Source organism: Chelatococcus reniformis (assembly GCF_014640075.1).
Classification (GTDB): Bacteria; Pseudomonadota; Alphaproteobacteria; order Rhizobiales; family Beijerinckiaceae; genus Camelimonas; species Camelimonas reniformis.
The window spans coordinates 387,545-411,334 of record NZ_BMGG01000006.1; the positions used below are offsets into that span (position 1 = coordinate 387,545).

At 67.4% G+C, this 23,790-nt stretch carries 26 protein-coding genes; 15 read left to right on the forward strand and 11 right to left on the reverse strand.

Annotated elements, in window-relative coordinates:
- Positions 1-11 precede the first annotated feature (11 nt).
- The 3 genes from IEW34_RS18130 to IEW34_RS18140 are packed head-to-tail and all read left to right on the forward strand — an operon-like array spanning position 12 to position 2,792.
- Complete coding sequence (locus IEW34_RS18130; protein WP_188610618.1) at positions 12-803, forward strand: enoyl-CoA hydratase/isomerase family protein; 792 nt, start codon at positions 12-14, stop codon at positions 801-803.
- A gap of 1 nt (position 804) precedes the next feature.
- Positions 805-1,539: an SDR family NAD(P)-dependent oxidoreductase gene (locus IEW34_RS18135; RefSeq protein ID WP_188610619.1), complete on the forward strand. Its 735-nt coding sequence runs from the start codon at positions 805-807 to the stop codon at positions 1,537-1,539.
- Positions 1,540-1,595: 56 nt separating this feature from the next.
- Positions 1,596-2,792 (forward strand): acyl-CoA dehydrogenase family protein, encoded by a 1,197-nt coding sequence (locus IEW34_RS18140; protein ID WP_244642069.1) that lies wholly within the window; start codon positions 1,596-1,598, stop codon positions 2,790-2,792.
- Positions 2,793-2,882: 90 nt separating this feature from the next.
- Here IEW34_RS18140 and IEW34_RS18145 read toward each other — a convergent pair whose 3' ends face one another.
- From IEW34_RS18145 to IEW34_RS18160, 4 genes are all read right to left on the reverse strand, one after another.
- On the reverse strand, positions 2,883-3,191 hold the full coding sequence (locus tag IEW34_RS18145; protein WP_188610620.1) for a 2Fe-2S iron-sulfur cluster-binding protein: 309 nt from the start codon (positions 3,189-3,191) through the stop codon (positions 2,883-2,885).
- A complete protein-coding gene (locus tag IEW34_RS18150; protein WP_188610621.1) occupies positions 3,188-4,444 on the reverse strand; it encodes an NAD(P)/FAD-dependent oxidoreductase in 1,257 nt (418 codons plus the stop codon). The genes IEW34_RS18145 and IEW34_RS18150 overlap by 4 nt, the downstream gene beginning before the upstream one ends.
- 162 nt (positions 4,445-4,606) lie before the next feature.
- Positions 4,607-5,377, reverse strand: coding sequence for a PspA/IM30 family protein (locus tag IEW34_RS18155; RefSeq protein ID WP_188610622.1), 771 nt, complete (start codon positions 5,375-5,377; stop codon positions 4,607-4,609).
- A 7-nt stretch (positions 5,378-5,384) separates the two neighbouring features.
- Positions 5,385-5,828: a DUF2170 family protein gene (locus IEW34_RS18160; protein ID WP_188610623.1), complete on the reverse strand. Its 444-nt coding sequence runs from the start codon at positions 5,826-5,828 to the stop codon at positions 5,385-5,387.
- 271 nt (positions 5,829-6,099) lie between these two features.
- Between IEW34_RS18160 and IEW34_RS18165 the strand changes: the two genes are divergently transcribed.
- Genes IEW34_RS18165 through IEW34_RS18180 form a run of 4 tightly spaced genes read left to right on the forward strand, consistent with a single transcriptional unit; the run spans position 6,100 to position 8,979 of the window.
- Positions 6,100-6,756, forward strand: a complete 657-nt coding sequence (locus tag IEW34_RS18165; RefSeq protein ID WP_188610624.1) for a DUF2491 family protein — start codon at positions 6,100-6,102, stop codon at positions 6,754-6,756.
- A 16-nt stretch (positions 6,757-6,772) separates the two neighbouring features.
- A complete protein-coding gene (locus IEW34_RS18170) occupies positions 6,773-7,177 on the forward strand; it encodes a DUF350 domain-containing protein (protein WP_244642070.1) in 405 nt (134 codons plus the stop codon).
- A gap of 48 nt (positions 7,178-7,225) precedes the next feature.
- Entirely contained in the window at positions 7,226-7,816 is a 591-nt protein-coding gene (locus tag IEW34_RS18175) for a DUF1190 domain-containing protein (protein ID WP_188610625.1), read from the forward strand.
- Positions 7,816-8,979: a glutathionylspermidine synthase family protein gene (locus IEW34_RS18180; RefSeq protein WP_188610626.1), complete on the forward strand. Its 1,164-nt coding sequence runs from the start codon at positions 7,816-7,818 to the stop codon at positions 8,977-8,979. The genes IEW34_RS18175 and IEW34_RS18180 overlap by 1 nt, the downstream gene beginning before the upstream one ends.
- A gap of 6 nt (positions 8,980-8,985) precedes the next feature.
- Here the strand turns inward: IEW34_RS18180 and IEW34_RS18185 are convergent, their stop codons facing one another.
- The 5 genes from IEW34_RS18185 to IEW34_RS18205 all read right to left on the reverse strand — a co-directional run bounded on the left by IEW34_RS18185 (position 8,986) and on the right by IEW34_RS18205 (position 15,156).
- Positions 8,986-9,366 (reverse strand): DUF930 domain-containing protein, encoded by a 381-nt coding sequence (locus IEW34_RS18185; RefSeq protein WP_188610627.1) that lies wholly within the window; start codon positions 9,364-9,366, stop codon positions 8,986-8,988.
- A gap of 320 nt (positions 9,367-9,686) precedes the next feature.
- Positions 9,687-10,967, reverse strand: coding sequence for an acyl-CoA dehydrogenase family protein (locus IEW34_RS18190; RefSeq protein WP_210324526.1), 1,281 nt, complete (start codon positions 10,965-10,967; stop codon positions 9,687-9,689).
- A 79-nt stretch (positions 10,968-11,046) separates the two neighbouring features.
- The gene (locus tag IEW34_RS18195) at positions 11,047-12,483 is read right to left on the reverse strand and encodes an LLM class flavin-dependent oxidoreductase (protein ID WP_188610629.1); all 1,437 of its coding nucleotides are present in this window, start codon (positions 12,481-12,483) and stop codon (positions 11,047-11,049) included.
- A gap of 69 nt (positions 12,484-12,552) precedes the next feature.
- Positions 12,553-13,353, reverse strand: a complete 801-nt coding sequence (locus tag IEW34_RS18200; RefSeq protein ID WP_188610630.1) for a MetQ/NlpA family ABC transporter substrate-binding protein — start codon at positions 13,351-13,353, stop codon at positions 12,553-12,555.
- A 228-nt stretch (positions 13,354-13,581) separates the two neighbouring features.
- Entirely contained in the window at positions 13,582-15,156 is a 1,575-nt protein-coding gene (locus IEW34_RS18205; RefSeq protein WP_188610631.1) for a rhodanese-like domain-containing protein, read from the reverse strand.
- A gap of 389 nt (positions 15,157-15,545) precedes the next feature.
- On the opposite strand from IEW34_RS18205, the gene IEW34_RS18210 reads away from it, so the two are divergent.
- Positions 15,546-15,779 (forward strand): hypothetical protein, encoded by a 234-nt coding sequence (locus IEW34_RS18210; RefSeq protein WP_188610632.1) that lies wholly within the window; start codon positions 15,546-15,548, stop codon positions 15,777-15,779.
- Between the two features lie 157 nt (positions 15,780-15,936).
- Positions 15,937-16,557 (forward strand): helix-turn-helix domain-containing protein, encoded by a 621-nt coding sequence (locus IEW34_RS18215; protein WP_188610633.1) that lies wholly within the window; start codon positions 15,937-15,939, stop codon positions 16,555-16,557.
- Between the two features lie 167 nt (positions 16,558-16,724).
- On the opposite strand, the gene IEW34_RS18220 is transcribed toward IEW34_RS18215, so the two are convergent.
- Together IEW34_RS18220 and IEW34_RS18225 are read right to left on the reverse strand one after the other, a co-directional pair.
- On the reverse strand, positions 16,725-17,051 hold the full coding sequence (locus tag IEW34_RS18220) for a hypothetical protein (protein ID WP_188610634.1): 327 nt from the start codon (positions 17,049-17,051) through the stop codon (positions 16,725-16,727).
- Between the two features lie 232 nt (positions 17,052-17,283).
- The gene (locus IEW34_RS18225) at positions 17,284-18,174 is read right to left on the reverse strand and encodes a LysR family transcriptional regulator (protein WP_188610635.1); all 891 of its coding nucleotides are present in this window, start codon (positions 18,172-18,174) and stop codon (positions 17,284-17,286) included.
- A 341-nt stretch (positions 18,175-18,515) separates the two neighbouring features.
- Here IEW34_RS18225 and IEW34_RS18230 point away from each other — a divergent pair, with 341 nt between their 5' ends.
- The 6 genes from IEW34_RS18230 (at position 18,516) to IEW34_RS18255 (ending at position 23,770) form a co-directional block, all read left to right on the forward strand.
- Positions 18,516-19,250: an SDR family NAD(P)-dependent oxidoreductase gene (locus IEW34_RS18230; protein WP_188610636.1), complete on the forward strand. Its 735-nt coding sequence runs from the start codon at positions 18,516-18,518 to the stop codon at positions 19,248-19,250.
- 203 nt (positions 19,251-19,453) lie between these two features.
- Complete coding sequence (locus IEW34_RS18235; RefSeq protein ID WP_188610637.1) at positions 19,454-20,056, forward strand: NADPH-dependent F420 reductase; 603 nt, start codon at positions 19,454-19,456, stop codon at positions 20,054-20,056.
- 210 nt (positions 20,057-20,266) lie between these two features.
- Positions 20,267-20,632, forward strand: coding sequence for a nuclear transport factor 2-like protein (locus IEW34_RS18240; protein WP_188610638.1), 366 nt, complete (start codon positions 20,267-20,269; stop codon positions 20,630-20,632).
- Between the two features lie 195 nt (positions 20,633-20,827).
- Entirely contained in the window at positions 20,828-22,504 is a 1,677-nt protein-coding gene (locus IEW34_RS18245) for an FAD-dependent oxidoreductase (RefSeq protein ID WP_244642071.1), read from the forward strand.
- Positions 22,505-22,511: 7 nt separating this feature from the next.
- The gene (locus IEW34_RS18250) at positions 22,512-22,820 is read left to right on the forward strand and encodes a UBP-type zinc finger domain-containing protein (protein ID WP_188610639.1); all 309 of its coding nucleotides are present in this window, start codon (positions 22,512-22,514) and stop codon (positions 22,818-22,820) included.
- A gap of 236 nt (positions 22,821-23,056) precedes the next feature.
- Entirely contained in the window at positions 23,057-23,770 is a 714-nt protein-coding gene (locus IEW34_RS18255) for a hotdog fold domain-containing protein (protein ID WP_188610640.1), read from the forward strand.
- Positions 23,771-23,790 lie beyond the last annotated feature (20 nt).

Genomic DNA, 23,790 nt, shown 5'->3' on the forward strand with positions numbered 1-23,790 from the left:
AGAGAACGGATATGGCCGCCGACCCCGTCCTGCTGACCGTCGATGACGGGCTTGCGCACATCCGTCTCAACCGGCCGGATGCCTCCAACGGCATGAACATCGCCCTGCTCAAGGCGCTGTACGATGCCATCATGACCTGCCACGGCGATCCCGAGGTGCGCGCCGTGCTGCTCACCGGCGAAGGCCCCAACTTCTGCGCCGGCGGCGATGTCAAGGATTTCGCTTCCAAGGGCGAAGCGCTGCCCGACTACCTGCGCCAGACCTGCACGTATCTGCAGATTTCCGTCGGCGCGCTGCTGCACCTGCAGCCGCCGGTCGTCGTCGCCGTGCACGGCTTCGCCGCCGGCGGGGGCGGCTTCGGCCTCGTCTGCGCCGCCGACCTCGTCATCGCCGGGCAGTCGGCCAAGTTTCTCGCCGGCGCCACCCGCGTCGGCATGGCGCCGGACGCGGGCGTGTCGGTGACCTTGCCGCGCCTCGTCGGCTTCCGGAAGGCGGCCGAGATCATCCTCACCAATCCCGTGCTCAGCGCCGAGGAGGCCAAGGCACTCGGCCTCGTCAACCGCATCGTGCCGGACGAGGAGGTCGTCGATGCCGGCCTGGCACTGGCGCGCGAGCTCGCCGCCGGCGCCCCCCGGGCCTTGGCCGCCGCCAAGCGCCTGCTGTGGAACGGCATCGGGCTCAGCGTCGACACCTGCCTGCCGGAGGAGGCACGCACCGTGGCCGAGCTGTCGGGCACCGCCGATGCCCGCGAGGGCCTCGCTGCGGTGATCGAGCGTCGCAAGCCCACCTTCGTTGGGCGCTGACATGACCAGCCTTGCGGGCCGCCGCGCCTTCGTCACCGGTGCCGCCAAAGGCATTGGCGCCGCTATCGCCCGCGCCTTCGCCGAGGCGGGCGCCGACGTGGTGATCGCCGATCTCGACGGCGACGCCGGCACGGCGCTCGCCCGCGCGCTCGGCGCCACCGCCGTGCGCCTCGACGTCACCGACGTCGCCGCGGTGACCCGGGCGATCACCGACGCGGCCCCGGTCGACATCCTGGTGAACAATGCCGGCGTCGACCAGCACGCCTTCTTCACCAAGACCACCGAGGCCGATTGGCGCCGGCTCATCGACATCAACCTGATCGCGGTGCTGGCGACGACGCACGCGGTGCTGCCGGGCATGCAGGCCGCCGGCTTCGGCCGCATCGTCAACATCACCTCCGAGGCGGGCCGTATCGGCTCCAAGGGCGGCTCGGTCTACTCCGCCGCCAAGGGCGGCGTGATCGCCTTCACCAAATCGATCGCCCGCGAGAACGCGCGCTTCGGCATCACCGTCAACGCCGTCGCCCCCGGCCCGATCCGCACGCCGATGCTCGAGGACGCGGTGCGGCAGGGTGGCGACAAGATCCTGAAGGCAATGACCGACGCCACGCTCCTGGGACGCTTGGGCGAGACCGAAGAGGTCGCAGCCGCCGCGCTGTTCCTCGCCTCCCAGGAAGCGGCCTTCATCACCGGGGAGACGCTGAGCGTCTCGGGCGGCATGGGGCTGGGCGGCTAGCTGCCGTATGACCGCGCGCCCGCAAGCTCGGAACGCGCCACGACTGGGAGGACACCATGAACATGCAAGCGCGCGAGGCCCCGCCCGTCAGCCCTGCCGAGCCGTTCCGGCCGGCCGATCCGCCGTGCCTGACCGAAGAGCTGCGGCTGATGCGCGATCAGGTCCGCCGCTTTGTCGATCAGGAGGTGCTGCCCCACGCCGACGCTTGGGAGAAAGAGGGCAAGATCCCGCGTCCCGTCTTCCGCCGCATGGGGGAGCTCGGCTTTCTGGGCATGCGCCATTCGCCGGACTACGGCGGCACGGACATGGGGCCGCTGGCGTCCATGGTCTTCGCCGAGGAACTGGCACGCTCGGGCTACGGCGGCTTCACCTCTTCGGTCCTCGTCCACACGGACATGTCGGCCTGCCACATCACGCTGCGCGGCACGCCGGAGCAGAAGGCCAAGTACTTGCCCGCCATCATTCGCGGCGAGACGGTCTGCTCCATCGCCGTCACCGAGGCTGACGCCGGCTCCGACGTCGCTGGCCTGCGCACGCGCGCCGCGCGCGACGGCGACCACTGGGTGATCAACGGCTCCAAGATGTTCATCACCAATGCCTTCTACGGCGACCTGCTGATCGTCGCCGCGCGCACCGATCCCGGCGCCAAGGGCAGCCGGGGGATCTCCCTGTTCATCGTCGAGCGCAACCTGCCGGGTATCACCGCCACCAAGCTCGACAAGCACGGCTGGCTCTGCTCCGACACCGCGGAGCTCGGCTTCGTCGACGTGCGCGTGCCGGCCGATGCGCTGCTCGGCGAGGAGAACCGCGGCTTCTACGGCATCATGGAGACGTTCCAGAACGAGCGCATCTGCATTGGCGGCATCTGCGCCGGCGAAAGCGCCAAGGCGATCGAGTTCACGCTCGACTACGTCAAGACGCGCCAGGCCTTCGGCGGCCCGCTGTGGAACCAGCAGGGCGTGCGACTGAAGCTCGCCCTCCTCGCCTCCAAGGCCGCCGCCGCCCGCCAGCTCGCCTATCACGCGGCCGAGCTCGCCAGCCTCGGGCAGGACTGCATCCGCGAGGTGTCCATGGTGAAGGCGCTGGCGCCGGAGGTGCTGCAGGAGGTGGTGCACGGCTGCCTGCAGCTGCACGGCGGCACCGGCTACATGCGCGGCACGCCGATCGAGCGCATGGTGCGCGATGCCCGCATCCTGACCATCGGTGGTGGCGCCACCGAAGTCATGCTCGAAGAGGTGGCCAAGCGGATGTAGCTGCCAAAGCGCTTCGCGAGCGGGGAATCACCCCCGAGAGAAGAAGCGCTTCAGATTCAAGAAAAGGGATCTGGAGCAATTCTCCACGCGTCACGGCACGCTGAGCGCCAGTCCGTCGAGCTCGTCGCTCACCTGGATCTGGCACGACAAGCGCGAGAAGGGCCCCACGTTGTCGGCGAACTCCAGGAGCGCCGCCTCGTGCTCCTCGGGCGCCCCCACCCGCTCCAGCCACTGCGCATCCACGTGGACGTGACAGGTGGCGCAGGAGCAGGCGCCGCCGCAATCGGCGGTGATGCCCGGGACACCGGCGCCTACGGCCGCTTCCATCACCGACGCACCGGCGTCAGCCTCGACCTCGTGCCGGCCCCCGTCGGCGGTTGCAAAGACGATCCTGGTCATGCGCAAACCGCCGCGCTCGAAGCTACGACCTCCTTCATCGGCACGCCGGTGTCGACGAGTTGCGCAACGTCGACCGGCTTCTGCGAGGCGATGAGCAGCTTGCCCGCCATGAACTCCTGCGGCGCGTTGACGGCTTCAACGGCGACGACGGCGCCCGATCGCAGATGAAAAGCGGCGAACCGCCCGGATCCCGCGTTGCCACGGATCAGCACCTGATCGGCGGCGATGGGCAGGCCGGCGATCTGCAGCTTGAACTCATACTGGTCAGACCAGAACCACGGCACCTCCGGTGCCGGTGCCGGTCGCCCGGTGATGGCGGCAGCCGCCTGCTTGCCTTGTTCCAGCGCGTTCGGCACGCTCTCCAGCCGCCAGGTGCACCCGTAGAGCGGCAGCGGCCGCCGGGTCATGTCGCCGATGGCGAAGATCGCGGGATCGGACGTACGCGCCTCCAGATCCACCACCACCCCGCTGTCGCAGGCGAGCCCCGCCGCTTGCGCAAGCTCGTCGTTGGGCTGGGCACCGACGCCGACGAGCACGGCGTCGCAGGCGATCACGTTGCCGTCCGACAAGGCTACGCCGCAGACCTGCCCAGCCGTGCCGGTGAGCGCCTCCACCCCGGCGCCGAGCACGAAGCGCACGCCACGCGCCGTGTGCGTGTCGGCGTAGAACGCCGACAGTTCCGGGCAGGCGACGCGGGCGAGCAGGCGGCTCTCCCGCTCGATGACGGTGGCCTCCGCCCCCAGGTGGCGCGCCGACGCGGCCACCTCCAGGCCGATATAGCCGCCGCCGATGATCGCCAGCCGCAGGCCGGGCCGCAGCACGGCCTTGAGGCGGTCCGCATCGGCGATGGAGCGCAGGGCGAGAACACCGTCGAGCCCCGCGCCGGGCACCGGGAGCGTGCGCGGGCGGGCCCCGCAGGCGAGGATCAGGCTATCGTAGGGGTAGACCGAGCCGTCGGACAGCTGCACCGCCCTGCCCTCCCGGTCGAGCGCCGTGGCCGTCGCGCCCAGCCGCAGCTCGATGCCGGCGCCGGCATAGTAGTCGGCCGGCCTGAGCAGCAAGGTCTCGCTGCCGGCCTCGCCCTTGAGCCAGGCCTTCGACAGCGGCGGCCGCTGATAGGGCGGATAGGCCTCCTCGCCGACGAGCGTGATCGGCCCGGCGAACCCGAACTGGCGCAGCTGCGCGGCGACGGCGCCGCCCGCATGCCCGGCGCCGACGATCACGACACGACGATCAGTGCTGCTGCCGCTCAAGGCGCGTCCCCATGCGTCAATTAATAAACCGGACGTTTAATATATAATTGAGCGAGACGCAAACACCCGCAGGTCCTGCGCCGCGGACGACCACGGCCGACGGCGTCCTGCGGTCCCCGGCGCCGGCTCTCCCGGCCGGCGCCGCGTGGAACGCGCCGAGCCTCAGGTCGACGGATCCTGCTCCGGCACCCGGGCCGACGGCATCGGCAACGCGGCTGTCGCCGGTGGCGCGCCGAGCGCCGGATTGGCCGAGCGTGCCTTGAGGCGGGCCAGGACCGACGCCCCCGAGCCCGGCCCCTGCAGCAACCCCGCATCGGCCAGCCGCCGGTCGAGGTCGCCGCCGGTCTGGATCTCCTCCAGCTGGTTGGCCGCGTCGAACTGGGCGGCGCGGGCCGCCTGCTTCTCCTTCAGGCGCTGCAGCGAGGCGGCCGCGTTGTTGAGGGTCGACACGGCGCCGGCGCCGTGGCTGACGATGGCCTCCTGCGCCTTCTGCACCGATTCCGTTACCTTGACGGTATCGATCTCGCGCTTCATCGCCTGGATCTTCTGGCGAATGCGGACCACCGCCTCGCGCAGCTCCGCTTCCTTCCTGGACAGCGCCTCGAGCACGCCGCCCTCGCGTTCGATTTCGCCCTCCAGCAGAGCAATCCGGTCGGCGAGCTCCTGGGCGAGCTGGTCGTGCCCCTGCTCCACCGCCCGCTCGAGCACGGCCATGTCGCGCCCGTGCTTTTGCTGGAGGTCGCCGACCTTGTCGCGCGCCAGCTTGGCCTTGCCCATGAGGCCGGCAAGATCGGTCTGCGCCTTCAGCAGCGCCGTCTCGGCGTCGCGGAGCTGCTGATCGAGAATGCGCATGGTCTGTGAATCGGCGATGGTCTCGGCCGTCTCGTTGACGCTGCCGCGCACTGCCGTGAACAATCGTCCCCAAACGCTCATATCGTCCTCACCCCGTCTGTCCGGCCTTCCAGGCCTCGATCATCTCGGCCGCATCGATGGCGTTGCGGCCGAGTGCTTCGAGCTCCTCGATGATCTCCTCGAGCTCGGAGCCGGCGCTGAGCTGGCCGAAGATCTCATAATACTCGCGCCCGTCGATGTCGGTGATGCCGAAGGTCGACAGCGGCAGCAGCTTGTTGGCGCGCAGCAGCCGGTGCTCGAAGACCGCCCCGTCGACGATTTCGTCGACCGGCACGAGCGCCACGCTCGCCTGTACCTCCAGCCCGGCGACGCCGACGACCACTGCGAGATCGCCGTGCTCGTGCAGGATGACCTCGATCACCCCGGCGCCACCGGGCGCGGCGGCGACGCTCATCTGCCCGTTCTGGACCTGCTCGCAGGTCGCCAGGGCACTCGCCAGCCCCGCGGTGTCCCAATATTGCCCTTTGTCCATTGCCCCCACCTTGTCTACCCTCGGCCCATGGTCTTCAGAGCGAACAGGGCCCCGATCCGGATGTGGCGCCCCATGGTCCCTTCCGCCACCCGAGCATCGGGCGCGCCAGGCGACGCGGCCGACAGCCGACGTCATTCGTTGTCCCCTTTGTGCCTCAACTCGGCATCCTCTGTCACCGGCGTGTGCCGGCGCGCTGGCACAGGTTCGCTCGGCGCGATCCACGACGCCGGTCGCCGATGACGAGGCGCGCAGCCCTCCAAGGACGTACAGCATGGTGTTCAAACGCCTGAGCGGCCTGTTCGGCGAGAGGCCCGGCGCCACGCCGGCGAGGCGCGGCCCGTTCGGCCTTGGATTGGGGCGCGCCGTGTCCTTCGATCTGCTGCGGCTCAAGCTGGAGCTCGACAAGCTAGCCATGCAGCCGCCGGCCGAGACGCTGGTGATCTCGGGCCATGGCATCGCCCAGCTCGACGCCTCCGCGCTGATCCATCGCTACTACAACGACGACAACACCATCCTTCAGGTGCTGTGCAGCGACGGCATCGGCGACGAGAACATCCGCGAGATCACGCTGTTCCATCCGTGGGACGAGGTCGTTCCGTCCTCGCCGGCGGAATGGGCGGCATGGGATGGCACCAACGGCCGGATCGGCGCGCCCGCCTTCGAGGCGGACGGCTTCCATTTCGAGCGCGTCTGGGGCGAGCCCGCGACCGCCTGGGTGCCGCCGGCCGAGTTCACCGAGGAGGTGGCGGCCGGCGACGGCGAGCCGCGGCTGATCCACCAGAAGATCATGCCCTACCGGCGCCAGGTCGGCACCCTGGTCGAGAACCTCCTGATCACCGTGGAGCGTGACCTCGCCTCGCGCGATCGTGGCAGCATCAGCTTCATGATCGGCTATGGTCTTGCCAGGGCCGACGTCACACCGGTCTGAGTACGAGGGAGCACCGATGCTGGCGGGGTATCTCAGCGGCCTTCCGGCCTTTCTCATCTATTTCGTCGCGGCGAGCGCCCTCGTGGTCATCTTCGCCGCCGCCTACGTGCAGGTCACGGCCCACCACGAGCTCGCTCTAATCCGCCAGGGCAACCTCGCCGCGGTGCTCGCCTTCCTCGGCGCGCTCGTGGGCTTCGTGCTGCCGCTCACCACGGCCATGCGCTTCAGCGTCAACATGGTGGATTTCGTCGTCTGGGGGGTCATCGCCGCCATCGTGCAGATCGCCGCCTATTTCGTCGCGCGGCTGCTGATGCCCGGCGTCGTCGACCGCATCACCGCCGCCGACATCGTCGGCGGCGCCTGGCTCGGCGGCATGGCCGTGGTCTTCGGCATGGTCAACGCCGCCAGCATGACGCCCTGAAGCGGCCGGCCGAGAGCCGCACCGAGCGAGGAGGATAAACGAGGCCCGATGAAGCGTTCATCATCCGTCCGCCTGAGCCTGATGGGAGCGGCCGCGGTCACCAGCCTCGCCGCCTGCGACTCCTCGCCGACGGCCAGCAGTGTCGCTTTCACCTCGATCGCCGAGTGTGTTGCCGCGAATTACAGCGAGAGCCAGTGCCGCAGCGCCTATGACGCCGCCCTCACGGCACACGCGGACAAGGCGCCGCGGTTCAAGACCCGCGACGAGTGCCTGCGCGGCGTCGATGTGGACAATTGCACCGAGACCGCCGTGCGCAACCCGGACGGCACGTTCAGCCAGGTCTTCCTACCGCTGATGGCCGGCTACATGCTCGGCAACGCTCTGGCGCCCCGCCAGCAGCCAAGCGGCCCGTCGTCGGGTGGGGGCTATGCGGGCGGCGGCCGCTGGGGCGGCTATACCAGCAGCACGCCCCTGTACCGCTCCCGCGATTACCCGGCGAACTACCGCGATTCCGGCAATCTGACGAACAGCCGCCCGCCAGGAGCCACAGTTTCGCGACCGCCGAACGTCAACACGACCACGATCGCCCGCTCCGGCTTCGGCTCGACCAGCCGCTACTTCGGCGGAGGCTCGAGCTGATGCGGCGCCTCGCCATCGCCGAGCGGCCGGACTGGCAGGCGACGGCCGAGGCCTGCGGCTTCAACTTCCACCACATGTACGGCGAGGCATACTGGGACGAGACGGCGTGCTTCGCCTTCACGCTCGAGGAGATCGAGCGCGACATCGAGGAGCCGTCGCGCGAACTGCACGCCATGTGCCTCGACCTCGCCGACCGGGCCGCGGCGGATGAGGAACTGCTCGAACGGCTGGGCGTGCCCGAGCCGTTCCGCGACTACGTGGCCGGCTCCTGGCACAAGCGGGAGCCGACCGTCTTCGGCCGGTTCGACCTCGCCTATCGGGGCGACGGACCGGCCAAGCTGCTCGAATATAACGCCGACACGCCGACGGGCCTCTACGAGGCGGCCTATTTCCAGTGGGTCTGGCTGGAGGAAGCCAAATCGCTCGGCATCGTGGCCGCCACGTCCGATCAGTTCAACTCGATCCAGGACGAGCTGATCGCCGCCTACGGGGCGCTGCCGAAGCGCTCGATCCTGCATTTCAGCACGGATGGCGGCAGCGTCGAGGATTTCGGCACCATCACCTACATGATGGACTGCGCGCTCCAGGCGGGCCAACGCCCCAAGTTCGTCGACATCGCCGCCATCGGCCACGACCTCGCGGACCGCTTCACCGACCAGGATGATCTCGTCATCGATGTGCTGGCCAACATCTATCCGTGGGAGTGGCTCTTCACCGAGGAGTTCGGGCCGAAGATCCCGCGCTCCGGCACGCGGTTCATCGAGCCGGCGTGGAAGGCGATGCTCTCCACCAAGGCCATTCTGCCGCTGCTCTGGGAGCGCCATCCCGGCCACCCCAACCTGCTGCCGGCCTTTTTCGAAGGCGATCCGCGAGCCGGCGGCCTGACCGATCATGTGCGCAAGCCGCTGTTCTCGCGCGAGGGGGCCAACATCTCCCTCAATCGGGGCGGCCGCACCGTGGCGCACATCGACGGCCCCTACGGCGGCCAGGACCGCTGGGTGCGCCAGCAGGCGACGGAACTCTTCTCGAGCGCGCACGGCCACGCGGTTCTCGGCACCTGGATCGTGGGCGACGAGCCCTGCGGGCTCGGCATGCGCGAGGACGCCTCGCCGATCACCATGAACCTGTCCCGGTTCGTGCCGCACATCATCGTCGAGGAATGACCCAGGCTAGCGCCAGAGGCCAAGCTCCTCCCACTTCGACTGGGGGATCTCGCCGAGCAGCTTGTAGTCGAACGACCGAACTCGCATCCGGTCTGGCGTCGTCTCGCAGACGAACGAGAGGCCATACCAATGCCCCTTGCTGCGGATGACGGCCCCTTCGCCGGTCGCCGTATCCCCGACACGCTTGACCGGCCCGGCCGCATCCAGCATGGCGCGATCGGGGCGCAGGCCCGCCTCGGACTTGCCGATCGCCGCCATGGCCGCCATGTCGCAAACCTGATTGAAGCGGGAATCCGGCTCGAGCCGCTTCAGGACGTGATCCAGATGGCTCTCTGCTGCCGCTTGCGCCACGCCCAACAGTGTCACGCCCATCGCAAGCACAGCCATTCGTATCATTCGGACACCTTCCTCAACGCTGCGAGCCACCCGACCCGATTCAAGGGCCCATCGCTTTAGAGGAGGTGTGTGGCGATGGCGAGCCCGGCGGCGTGCGCATGCCGCAGGCCGGACAAGCCACCCGAGCGCGGCGAAGGGACTGGCGGGGGTCGGCCCAGCCGCGCGCCGCGGCGCCTGTGCGACACGATTGGTCGCCTGGTCCAGCTCATTTGCCGATCGCTCTGCCCTGATGTTTTGCGGCTTTGAGCGCATGGATGGCTGGCCTGACCCACCTTCCCACGAAAGCCCCTACGCTGGGCAGCGGCCGCCATTCACGGCCAAGGAGCTGAAGCGGGGAACGCGTCGGACCGCGCCGCTTCAGCGGCAGGGCTGATGCCGACATCGTCGCCCGGGACGAAGATCGGCGGCGGCGTGCCGTTCAAATGAAAGCCGCCGACACGCCGGGCCTTATACAGATAGGGGTTGTGAGACGATACGGCGCGGGCGTTGCGCCAATGGCGATCGAGCGCCCCTTTCGCGTCGATCGCCGAAGCGCCGAGCGCATCGAAAAGCTGCGACGCCGCGCCCAGGACCAGCGGAACCAGAACCACCTGTGCAGAGGAAATGGCGATATCCGCCTCGACATAGGCTTCGTCCGTCGTCGGGGCGTAGGCGCCGTCGTGCTTCCATCGGTGCCAGGCGTCGTCGAGCGAAGCGGCGGCACCCAGCACGATCGAGCGGGCAGCACGGGCCACCGCGTTGATCTTGCCGACCTCGGCCTGAATGATCGGATCGTTGCGGGCCAAGTCTCCCGACCCGGTGGAATAGATGCGCCGCCGCGCCGCGACCTTGTCGGTCACGTCGCGGGCCGCCGCAGCGGCGATGCCTGCAAGCGTCGCCAGATGCACCAGCTGCGGGAAGTTGCCGCCCACCCGCGTGATCCGCTTGTCAGCGCCCAGAATTTCATCGGCGTCGACGACGACATCCTCGAAGACCGACGTCCCCGTCGCGGTCAGTCGCTGGCCGAAGCCGCCCCAGTCGTCGACAAGCGTCACCCCTATCCTGTCGGCGGGAACGACCACGGTGATGCGCTCGCCTTGATGGTCGACGGCGACGACGGGAATCCATTGGGCGTACAGACTACCGGTGCCGTAGGCCTTTCTGCCGTTCAGCCGGTAACGCCCATCCCCATGGGGCAGCACCTTCGTGCGGATCTCACCGATGGGCGTATCCGGCGGCTCGGTCGTCGCATTGCCGAACAGATCGCCTTGCGCCACCCGCTCGAGCCAAAATTTCTGCTTCGTCCACTCCGTGCGGAACATCAGATGCTCGACGTGGTGGAAATGCAGCCGCAACGACTGGGGCAGGTTGGATTCCGCCGCCCCCAGCTCGATCAGCAGCTGAAACAATTGCACGAGCGACGCGCCGTGGCCGCCCCATTCGACGGGCAGGCGCAGCGCACCGAACCTGTGCTCGCGCAACCATTCCACCTGCTCGAAGAGCAGGGTCCGATCGAGCTCCCGCGATACTGCGCTCTGCCTTATCGTCTCGAATACGGGCCGGAACCTCGCAAGCAGCTCACTGTCCTTCGGCCGATCTTTGCCTGACGTCACCGCTCGTCTCCACGCTGTCCGTACCAATGCGCTCAGGAAGAAGCTGGCTCGCCCTCGCCGCGGCGCTGCGAGGCTCCCCTCACGTGCCGCGTCGTCCCGCCTGCCGGGACACCGCCTCATCGGCCCATTCGCCGGCCCCATAGCGAAACCGCCGGCCATAGTGGCGGGAGGGCAGCTGCCCTCCCCGCCCGGCAAACAGCCTGTCCCGTAGGGTTCCCTCAGCGTAGTCCTCCTTGTAGGCGCCACGCTGCTGCAACTCGGGGACGACCAGGTCGACGAAATCCTCGTAGCTCTCCGGCGTCACCGCGCGCATGAGATTGAAGCCATCCACATCGGTCTCGCGAACGAAGGCCGTCAGTTGATCGGCTACCTGAGACGGCGAGCCGACGATGGGCGTATTGCGCGCGCCGAGCTTCATGAGCTCGAGCAGGCGCCGCACCGTCCAGGGACGGCCGGGGTTGTATCGCGTGATCGATTCCAGCGCGGCCACCATGGCCTGGGTGCCCTCCATCTCGATGGGCTCATCGGGACCGTAGCGGGAGAGGTCCACCCCGATCGAGGCACAGAAGTGCGTCAAGCCCGCCGCGGGACTTGCATAGCGCTGATACTCGCGGAGTTTCTCCTGGGCCGCCTTTTCGGTCCGGTCCACGATCACGATGACGCCAGAGAATATCTTGATGTCTTCGGCGGCCCGCCCGTTGGCGACGGCGCGCCGGCGCAGATCGGCAACGATGGACCTGGTCAGATCGACGGTCAGCGAGTTCGTGAAGACGCATTCCGCATGCCGCGCCGCGAAGGCCCGGCCGCGCGGCGATCCGCCGGCCTGGTACAGCACGGGGGTGCGCTGCGGCGACGGCTCGCAGAGGTGGATGGCATCGAGCTGGTAGAACGGACCGTCGTGGCGGATCCGGTGCACCTTGGCCGGATCGGTGAAGCGCCCGTTGCGCGCGTCCCGCACGACTGCATCGTCCTCCCAGCTTCCCTCCCAGAGCTTGTAGACGAGATCGAGATAGTCGTCCGCCATGTCGTAGCGATCATCATGACGGATCTGCTCCGTCAGCCCCATGGCGCGGGCGGCACTGTCCAGATAGCCGGTTACGATGTTCCATCCGATGCGGCCGCCCGTCAGATGGTCCAACGTCGAAAAGCGCCGCGCCAGCAGGTAGGGCCGTTCATAGGTGAGGTTGGCCGTCACGCCGAAGCCCAAGTGCCGCGTGGCATAGGCCATGGCCGAGATCAGGACGATCGGATCGTTGATCGGCACCTGAACCGACTGGAGCAGGGCGGCATCCGGCGAGGCGCCATAGACGTCGTTGGCGCCGATCACGTCCGCCAGGAACAATCCGTCGAACTTGCCCCGCTCCAGCGTCTGCGCCAGCTTCACCCAGTAATCCAGCCGCGCATAGTCGGCCGATTGGTCGCGCGGGTGGGTCCACAAGCCGTGGCATATGTGCCCGACGCTGTTCATGTTGAACGCGTTCAGCAGGATCTTCTTGTCTACGCCGTCGGGTCCCATGAGCCGCTACTGATCCACTAGAGTATATCCGGAGCTGAATTGGATGAAAACATGCAACCGCAACGCGCTCTACCAGGCAAAGCCGATCTGTCCGCTGTAGAGCTTGGTCAGGATCGATTTCACCTCCGGGTCGCCGTTGTAGACCTCGATGAATTGCGCCACCCGCGGATCGCCGGCGTCCTGGGCGCGCGTCACCCAGTGGATCGCATAGGTGTTGCTCGGCCTCTCGAAGGCGAGCGCGCCGGCGGGATCCTGGCCCGCGAGCTTGACGAAGGACGGAAACGTCAAGCCGAGGTCGACGTCCGGCAGCGAACGCACCACCTGCTGCGCTTCGACCTGGACGATCTTGATGCCCTTCGGATTGGCGATGATATCGCTCGGCGTGGCTTTGAAGTCGGCACCGTCCTTCAGCTTGATGACGCCGAGGGCTTGCAGGAACAGCAGTGCTCGCCCGGTGTTGACCGGATCGTTGGCAATCGAAATCTTGGCGCCATTCGGTAGATCGTCGATCGACTTCAGCTTGTTCGAGTAAGCACCGAGCCAGGAGATGTATCCCGGGGCGACTGCGGCCAACTTCCAGTTGTTGGCCTTCGTGGCGTTCTCGAGGAAAGGGATGTGCTGGAAGTAGTTCACGTCCACATCGCCGTCGGCCAAAGCCGTGTTGGGTGTAACCCAGTCGGTGAACTCGACGATCTTCACCCGCAAGCCTTGCTTTTCGGCCAGTTGCGCGGCGTGGCGGACCGCCTCGTTGGCGGGGCTCGAGGCCAGCCCGATGCGCAGCGGCTGGTCGGCCCGGGCCGAACCGAAGGAGAGCCCGGCCACCAGGACGAGGCCGAATTGGAGGGCGCGGAGAAGCCGACGCGAAGCCATGATCAGAAGCTCACTGATTGCGGGTGATTGCGAAACGCGGAGGTCGACCGGGACGATGCCTCTCTAAGTCATCGTCCCTCGCTCATTCTTGTTCAGGCGCACACTCTTCCGAGGTCCGGCATTCGCTTAGAGCATTTCCGCGTTTCTTCGAATCGCCGAAGTGCTCTATCTGTTTGATTCGTCGCGCTTTCTTCACGCGAACCGGCGTCCACTTCGCTCGAAAACACTCTAGGAGATGGCGCCCTCGGCCGCCCCGGGGCCAAGCCAGCGGAAGCGGACGGTATCGTCCTGCGGAACGCTGTGACCCAGGCCGCGCTCCCATGTGAGATAGTCGCGAAACGGCTGGTCGCGCTGTACCTTGAGGCGCATGGGCGAGCCCCAGTCGTCATCGAAGGGCGAGAGCAGTTGCGCCGGCTCGTAGTCGACCTCGATCGGCAGGCCGGCCGCACGCCAAGCCTGCGTTCCGCCGGCCACCGTATAGGCGTCGATGCCGAACAGGCGGCGGCTCTCGGATGCCGCATAGGCGGCGTTGAGCCCGTCGGGCGAGGTGAAGAGCACGGCCTCCGGCGCGCCGTGGGCCGCGATCCAGGCCGGCCACGCCGACCGCAGCACGAAGCGCGCCCCCGGAATATGGCCCTGCTCGAAGCCCAGGCTGGGGCCCACATCGACCACCTGAAGGCCGTCAGCGATGCGGGCGGCGGCTTCCTCGGGCGCCAATTGCCTGACATCGTCGGGCTCGGCTGGCAACGACGCGGCGGCGAGGGCTGCGCTGCCGGGCGCATCCAGGGGAAGGATATGGATCTCGGCGTCATCGAAGTGCGACAGCCAGAATGCGGTGACCGCGGCGCGCTTCAAATGAGCGTCATCGACGAGAATGATGCGGGCCCCTCGCACGGCAACCTGGACGTCATACGTCATCACCAATTGTCCGCCGGGTGACGACAAAGCTTCAGGCAGGTGCCCCTGCCGGTAGGCGGCCTCCGGCCGAACGTCGAAGACGTAGAGCGTGCGCTCCGCGCTCTCGGCGACGAAATTCAGGTACTGCGCCCGATCGATGACGCGCAGCCCGTATTGCTTCACGATGCCTTCGGCCTGATGCCGCAGCGCATCCTCGGCGGTAAAGGGCGCCGGCGGCGGCGCGCGCGAATGTCCCGGACCGGTCGGCAGGCCGTGCAGGACGGCCGCCATGATGCCGTCTTCGAGGAAGGCCACGTTGGCGCGCCTGTCCAGGCGCGCCAACGTCGTCGTCCCGACGATGCCGCGCGTGCGGCTGAAGCAGCTGACGACCCAGAGATGATCGGGGTCGGCGTTGGCGTGCAAGTCGTGGAGCGCTAGCTCCACGCCCGCCGCATTGCGGGCGCCGGCCAGCGACAGATTCTGGTGCTCATGGGCGGGGCGGCAATCGATGAGCGTCGTCGGCTGCCCGCGGTCCAGCCGGCCTTGAAGCTGTGCCGGCGTGATCGTCGGCGTGCCGTAGCGCGCATGCGCCAGATCGGCGAACGCCTTGACCAGAGTGTTGTATCCCGTGCCGAGTGCATATCCGCCGGCTGCCCAGGCGGCGATGCCGCCCGCCAGTATGCGCACGTCGACATAGCCGAGACTCCTCAGCCTGTCTTGCGCGTCATGGGCCAGTTCCTTGCCTTCATCATCGACGATAACGATCGGGACGGATGTCCGCGGTACCGTCCTCGGTATCTGGACCTCGAGACTGCTCAGCGCCTGATGCGACGAGAGGTTGATATGGCCCTGCGCAAAGACCTTTGCCTCACGGACATCGATCAGCGCGATCTCGTGCCGCCCCATAAGCTCCTGATGGAGCCAACGGGTATTGACCTGAGTATCTGATGGCGGAACCGCGGATCTGAACTGCACTCAACACGCCCTTGCTCTTGCGCGAACGTGCCATCGAACAATCGGCGCATACAATAGAATGTCTTTTCTTTTTTCCCACCGACTGTAGGACGAAACCAACGTCTGCGCGGGCAATCTTTGCCGCAGTTCTGAGCGCACTCGCGCAAGCGTTGAAGCCTCGCAGCGAGGCTCAACGCTTGCGCACCGCGTCCCGTGGCATGTTTTACTCTTTTACTTCGCATCCGCAGATCAACGTTCCTGCGCGTGCGGCGATATTGACATTCAATTCCATTGCCGACCGCGCCGCACTTTCAATAATCGGACCACGTTCGGAGGGCCCCGTGAGCGACGCAGCGATTTCTTCACGCAGCAACGTCATCGACCTCGCCACCCATCGGCGGGCGCGGGCTGCGGCGGACGCACGCCGTGGCGAGGCCGCGCCCTCCGGCCATCCGCTGCAGGCCACGCCGCCGCACGGCATCGTCTGGGTGCCGGTGATGATGATGGCGCCGTTCGGGGTGGCGATGGGGCTGCCGTTCACCGTGCCCATGATGGTGCCCTGCGGCATCGGCTGAGCCGCGCGTCCCTTCTGGCCAACGCTCGATTTGCCGGCCGGGACCGCCGCCGCCGCGCTGGACCCCGAAATTCGCCTCATCTCGATCACGGCCCGCCGCTCGGCGGGTCCGCCCGCTCGGACGCAGGTCAGGCGGTCAACCGGAACTCACGGACCCGATGTCGCTGCAGGACGAGGATACGGACGCAATCCCTGAGATCGACGAGGCGCTCGGCGACCTTGCCGGCACTGTCGGCGCCAATCTGAGACGGATCCGCACCCGGCGTGGCCTCTCCCTCGAGCGGCTCGCCAAGCTGTCCGGGGTCAGCCGCGCCATGCTCGGCCAGATCGAAACCGGCAAGAGCGTGCCGACGATCAAGATCCTCTGGAAGATCGCCCATGCCTTGGCGGTCCCGTTCGCCACGCTGATCGCGACCAACGACCTGGGCAGCCTCGTGGTGCTCCGCCAGGACGACGCCAAGGTGCTGAGCTCCTCGGGCGGCAAGTTCACGTCGCGCGCCCTGTTTCCCTTCGACGCCGATCGGCGGACCGAGTTCTACGAGTTGCGCATGGCTCCTCGCCACGGCGAGTGTGCCGACGCGCACTCGCCGGGCACGCGAGAGAATCTCATCGTCGTGCGGGGCACCGTGGAGATTACGGTCGACAAGGAGCCCGCCGTTGTCTTGAGCGAGGGCGACGCGGTGTTGTTTGCGGCTGACGTGCGCCACCGCTACCGCAATCTGGGCTCGGACGAGGCCGTGCTTTATCTCGTCATGACCTATGTCGAGGAATTGCGCTGAGCGCCAGGGGCGCGCCGCAACCGGGTGACTCGCCCCGTCGCAAGAGCAGCGCTCCAGACGCAAGACATGATGGCATGCGCGCGTGCCATCGGTGTCGCCATCCCGCGGCGGACGGGTCCGGCCGGCGGATGAACGGGCCCGCGCGGGGCCCGTCCGATGTGCGACGATCAGGCGGCCGCCGGCATGCAGCACATCATCATGCCGCCGCAGCAAGTCATCAACGGCATGCCCGACCCCATCATCTTCATCATGCTGTTGCAGCACTCCATGAACATCTCGCTCGACATGCCGGCCATCGGCTTCATCTCGCAGATCATGCCGGTGTCGGTCATCCTGCAGGTCATGGTGCACATCATCATCGGCATCATGCCGCTGGTCATCATCGGGTTTATCCCCATCATGGGGTTCATGCCCATCATCATCGGGCCCATGCCGCTCATCATCGGCATCATGTTGGGCATCGGCATCGGCATCATGGTCATGGCGGCGGTCATCGGCTTGTCTCCAGTGGGTTTCTGTCAGTCAGCTCGACGCCATGCGCGCCAGCCATGGGGCTTTCCCTCTACGCACCACGCCATGACCGCAACACGCATCACCGCTCACCCTGCCGTTTCCTCCACTGGCGTCAGCAGGCCCACGATCAAAGCAGCGGATGCATCGGTGAAAGCGGAGAAGCGTCCGTTATCGCGGAGGACCCAGCCCACCGCGTCCGGCCTGAACGCCCGGTCAGTCGTGCGATACGGACAGTCCCGCGAAAAGCGGCGCGTACGCGGCGAGCCTGCGGGATACGAACTCCGTGAACAGCCGCACGCGCTTCGTCTTGCGTGTCTCCCCGTGGGTGAGAAGCCAGAGCGTTCCGTACAGGTGCAGGTCGGTGCCCGGCACCCTCACCAGCAGGGGGTCGGCATCTCCGACGAAGCACGGCAGTGTCGTCATCCCGAGCCCTTGCCTTGCCGCAACGATCTGCGCCTCAGCGTCCGTGGTCCTGAACGGAACCCCCGTGGTGCGGACCTCGCGGGCCCAGTCCGGGATTCCATGAATGCTTATGACGATCCACCGGTTGGGATCTGGCGCGCCCGCATGCGATGCGGCTAGTCGTTCGCGGGACATGTAGACGCCTCCGAACAGCTCCGGTCCCTTCAGGCCGTGAAGATTGAGCGGCAGGGTTTTGCGGTCGTAGACGACGCGGATCGCCACGTCGGCCTCTCGGTTGGTCAGATTTGCCAGCTCGCCGGACGACAGGATCTCCATCTCGATGTCCGGATACAGACGCGCGAAATCGGTGAAGTCCGGCATGAGCAGGTGGGTCGCGAGGGTCGGTGCCAGTGTCACCCGCAGAAGCCCGCGCACGCTCTGGTCGCGGCCGAAGACCCGCGTCTCCAGCTGGTGCGACGACGCTTCCATCTGGTCCGCGAGCTCGAGGACCTCCTCTCCCACGGCCGTCAGGCGGTAGCCCGAAGGCAGCTTCTCGAACATTTGCGCCCCGAGGCGTTCATCGAGCTGGGCGACGCGTCGCAGCACGGTCGAGTGATTCACCCCGAGGCGCTCGGCGGCGGCCCGCACCGAGCCTGCGCGCGCGACGGCAAGAAAGTAGCGGACGTCATCCCAGTCGATCATGGTGCATTCCGGCACCGCTGGGTGCGCCTGCCAAAGCTCGTGTCCGACACGTCGGACAGCATCTCGTATGTGGATAGCACGGGCGGTCATCAGAGCCCATGCCGACAAGCGCGGCCCGATTTCGAACGGCGGACACCAATCGTTGCGGCTGGTGTCAGTCGTCCAGCCGGATCGATTTCGCACCACCGATGTGCGCGCTTCCGCACTCAACGCCTGACGCCGATGGGCCCATCTCGAGGTCCTCGGGGACCTCCCCGGACGACCCAAAGATGGAGCCTGAAGGAAGCTTCATGTCCCAAACGGGAACAGAGACGCTGTCCGACACGACGAAAGGAGAAGTCATGGGAAAGCTTGAAGGTAAGGTTGCAGTCATCACGGGCGGATCGAGCGGCATGGCGCTGGCGAGCGCCAGGCGGTTCGTTGAAGAAGGCGCCTATGTCTTCATCACGGGCCGGAGGCAGGATGCGCTCGACGAGGCCGTCGGGCTGATTGGCCGGAACGTGACCGGCGTGCGCGGCGATGCGGCCCATCTCGACGACCTCGACCGTCTGTTCGACACGGTCAAGCGGGAAAAGGGCAAGATCGACGTCCTGTACGCCAGCGCCGGCACGGGCGAAGCGGTCCCACTGGGCGAGATTACCGAGCAGCATTTCGATGCGACCTTCGGCCTGAATACGCGCGGCACGCTCTTTACGGTTCAGAAGGCGTTACCGCTGTTCAACGATGGCGGATCGATCTTCATGACCGGGTCGGTTGCTTCGGTGAAAGGTTTTCCTGGTTACGGCGTGTATTCGGCGAGCAAAGCGGCGTTGCGCTCATTCGCACGCACTTGGCTCAACGAACTGAAGGGCAGGAATATCCGGGTGAACGTGCTGAGCCCAGGGCCGATCGCCACACCGATGCAGGACCAGGTTCTCAACGAGGAGGCGAAGCAGATGTTCGAATCCCTGATCCCGCGGGGAAAGATGGGTCGTCCTGAGGAAATTGCGGCGGTGGCGCTGTTTCTTGCTTCAGACGATTCGAGCTTCGTGAATGGGGTGGAGTTGTCTGTCGACGGCGGCTTCTCGGCCATCTGAATTCGCGCCGGATCGCCGGAAGCGGCTGGATCCGGAAGGCGATCACGGCAGGCCGTCTACGCGTCAATTCAGGCATTCGAGCGATGACGCGCCTCGCTTGGGGTGGCGTCCGAAGTTCTCGCGAAGGTCGTCATGCAGCGAAACGGACAACCAGCGCCGCTGAAGGCCGGGCGATCAATATCAACACGGATCGGAGAAGCATTATGAGCTATGCGATTGTAGGATTCGGTGCGGTAGGCCAGGCCCTCGCCCGCGCCTTCGCCCGTAAGGACATCAAGGTGGCCGTCGCGAGCCGCCGGCCGCCCGAGGCGTTGGCGCCGCACGCTCTGGCGATTGGACCCAAGGTCGTCGCCAAGTCGCTGCGGGATGCAGCCGAGGCCGACACAATCATCTTGGCGGTCCCGTTCGGGGAGCATCGCGAGGTCGCGAACGCCCTGCCGAGCTGGGAAGGCAAGACGGTCGTCGACGCGACGAACGCGTTTGGAGTTCCCCTCGAGGAGCTTGACGGTCTCCCGTCCTCCGCCTTCGTCGCGAAGGCATTCACCGGCGCCAAGCTCGTGAAAGGTTTCAGTCACTTGGTTGCGGCCACCCTGGCTGCCGATCCGGTCGTCGAGGGCGGCCACCGGGTCGTCTTTCTGTCGAGCGACGACGAGGACGCAACCGCTCCCGTGGCGGCCTTGGCCAAACAACTCGGGTTCGCACCCGTCACACTGGGAAAGTTCAACGAGGGTGGCGCGCTGGTGCACGCACGCGGCCGCACTTGGGGCCAGCTGATCTTCCAGGACCTGTTCAAGAAGGAACCGTGACCGATGTACGACCACGTGATCTGGCCCGAGCGGTATGTTCCGAAGACCTCGGGCACCTATCGTGGGCCGCCGTGAAATGCCCGCACCCCACCCCGAACCGAGTTTCGGAAGGTCGGCTTAACAAACGGCCGCCATGGCGGCACCATCTCCTGATCAGCGTTTTTGCACAGCCTGCCCCGCAACCCTCTCACGCTCCAGGAGACATCGCCGATGCCAACCCATGAGACTGTCGAAACCTTCATGGCCGCTGTCGAAAGCGGCGACTATATCGGCGCCATCGAGCGCTTCTACGATCCGGCGGCGTCGATGCAGGAGAACAACGACCCGCCACGGGCCGGCCGCGACCTGCTCGTTGAGGGCGAGCGCAAGGTGATGGGCGCCTTCAAGTCGATCGTCGCCAGGCGCCTGGCGCCGCCGCTGATCGGCGCCGAGCTGGTGGCGATCCGCTGGGCCTTCGTGTTCACCCCGTTCGAGGGCCCCCCCTTCGAGCTCGACGAGATTGCGTTCCAGACCTGGCGCGGCGAGCGGATCGTGGAGGAGAAGTTCTTCTACGACCCCAAGCAGATGGGGCGTTGAGGCAGGGCGCTCCGCGTCGTCGGCGAAGGGCGGCCGCGTGTGCGCGAAGCCGACCATGGCGAGCGCCTGAAGGTGTACTGCCTGTGTCAAACGTCGCGGGGCTTCCCGGTCCGCGCCGTGGCGGGAACCGGCAAGCGCGTGCGTTTCCGGAGGGCCGCCCTCGCTATTGCGCTGCGGCGCCGATAACATCGCGACATGATGGATCCGGCGGCCAACGGTGCCCTCAGGCTCGACCCCGACGACCCCTATGCGCGCGAGGCGCAGACATTTCCGCGCCTGGGCGCCGACACGATCCAGCGCGTCGCGCGCTACGGTGCCGAGGAGACGTTGGCGCCCGGCACCGTGTTGTTCGAACGCGGCCAGCGCAGCGTCGACTTCTTCCTGGTGCTGTCGGGCCTGATCGAAATCTTCGATCGCGACAAGCACGACGCGCCCCATGTCTTTGCGACCCATGACACGGGGCAGTTCACGGGCGAGCTCGACCTGTTCAACGAGCGGCAGGTCCTGGTTTCGGGCCGGGCCGGCGGGCCCACTCGGGTCATCCGCGTCAAACGGGCAGATTTTCGGCGAATGGTCTCGGCGGAGACCGACATCGGCGAAATCGTCATGCGCGCGTTCATCCTGCGGCGCGTCAGCTTCATCCGCCACCTGCATGGCGGTGTGGCGCTGATCGGATACGGGCACGCCAGCGACACCTTGCGCTTGCAGCGCTTCATGACGCGCAACGGCTATCCGTTTCGCCTGCTCGACACCGAGGAGGATCCGGACGCGGGTGGATTTCTTGAATGCTTCGAGCTGACGCCGGCGTGCCTGCCCGTGGTCGTGCTGCCCGGCCATCAACTGCTGCGGAACCCGAGCACGGCCGCGCTGGCCGACGCCCTGGGCCTGACGGAATCGCTCGATCCAGGTGTCGTCTACGACGTGGCGGTGGTCGGCGCCGGACCTGCCGGGCTGGCTGCGGCCGTCTATGCCGCCTCCGAAGGCCTATCGACGATCGTTCTGGAAAATACGGCGCCGGGCGGCCAAGCCGGTACCTCGTCGAAGATCGAGAACTATCTCGGCTTTCCCACCGGCATCTCCGGCCAGGCGCTCGCCGGGCGAGCTCAAGCCCAGGCCCAGAAGTTCGGAGCACGCCTGGCGATCGCGCGGGCGGTCCTCAGCCTCGACTGTTCGGACCGACCGTACCGGCTCGCACTCGACAACGGGCATGAGGTCAGGGCGTGCGCGGTGGTGGTGGCCACCGGCGCACGCTACCGCAGGCTCGATCTGGAGAATTTCGCCAAGTACGAGGGGCAGGGCATCCACTACGCGGCAACCGCCATGGAGGCGCGCCTCTGCGAAGGCGAGGAGATCGCGGTCGTCGGCGGCGGCAACTCCGCGGGCCAGGCCGCCGTCTTCCTGTCCCGGACGGTGCGCCACGTGCATATCGTCGTGCGCGGCCCCGGGCTGGCGGACACCATGTCGGACTATCTCGTGCAAAGGATCATGACGTCGCCGACGATCACCGTGCACCCCTTCAGCGAGGTCACGGCGCTGGAGGGAGACACCTATCTGCGCCGCGTCACCATCACCAGCCGCAGCACCGGCGGGAGCACCGGTCACGACATCTCCAACCTGTTCCTGATGATCGGCGCCGAGCCCAACACCGACTGGCTCGACGGCTGCCTGCGGCTCGACGGCAAGGGCTTCGTCGAGACCGGGCAGGACGAGCAGGGCCAGGCGCTGGCCTCGCCCTACGCCACGACCATGGCCGGCGTCTTCGCGGTCGGCGACGTCCGTTCCGGCTCGGTGAAGCGGGTCGCCTCGGGCGTCGGCGAAGGCTCGGTCGTGGTGCAGGCGATCCACCGCTTCCTCAATCCCGGTATCGCCTGAGGTCCCCATGGCCGACACCTGCTCACATCTCCTGACGATCGCCTCCGTCGAGCCTAGCGCCCGGGGCTGCGAGGAGTGCCTGAAGACCGGCAGCCGCTGGGTGCACCTGCGGCTCTGCCGTGCCTGCGGCCACGTCGGCTGCTGCGACCAGTCGCCTGGCCGGCATGCCACCGCCCATTTCCGGGCCTCCGGCCATCCCGTCATCGAAGGTTACGATCCACCCGAAGGCTGGGGCTGGTGCTACGTGGACGAGGTGTTCATCGACCTCGGCGACAACGTCACGCCGCAGGACGGCCCCATCCCCCGCTACGTCTGAGTGCGGCGGTCCGCCCGCGTGCCCACCCGCTGCCACGCGGGCTCCTCGCCAAGAGAATTGGCTGACCATGAGTGCTGGTGGCCATGACCGCTCACGGTCGGGCATCGGCTTTGCCCCGCCGCGGCGATGCCGTGGCTTGATCGGGGCGACGAATGCCCGTAGCAGCCGAGCGCAGGCTCGGCCCGCCAACAGCGGACGATGGCATTTGGCCGGCCGCTTCAGCAAGGGACCGCAGCATGACGACCGTCCGCATCGACGCGTGTTTTCGGGGGCCGCCGCAAAGCGGCAACGGCGGCTACGTGGCGGGCGTGGTCGCCGCCGCCCTGGGCGGCACCGGCTGTGAGGTCACCCTGCACCGCCCCCCGCCCCTCGACCGGGACCTCGGCCTGGAGGTGACCGGCACCCGCGCCGCGCTGATCGACGGCGACCTGCTGCTCGCCTCCGCGGTCGCGAGCAACGCCGGCGTCGAGCCGCCGCCGCCGCCCACGGTGGAGACCGCGATCGCCGCGGAGCCGGGCTACAAGGGCTTCTCCGGCCACATGTTTTCGACGTGCTTCGTGTGCGGCCCGCAGCGGGCCCACGGCGACGGGCTGCGCATCTTCGCCGCGACCATTCCCGGCGAGCGCGCCGAAGCCTGCTCCCAAGTCGGCGCCCATTGGCGCCCGGCGGCCAATTTCGGCGACGCCGACGGCCTGGTGCGCAACGAGTTCCTCTGGGCGGCCCTCGACTGCCCCGGTTACTTCGCCGTCGAGCATCGCGCGGGGCCGGCTGTGCTGGGCCGGCTCGCCGCCGACGTCATGCGCCGGCCGCCCGTGGACGAGCCGCTCGTCGTCACCGGCTGGGCGATCGGCCACGATGGCCGCAAGCATGTCGCCGGGACTGCCCTGCACGACCGCCGCGGCGCGCTCGTGGCCGTCGCGCGCGCCGTCTGGGTCTCGCTCAAGCGCTAGACGAGCCTGCCCCGTATGGG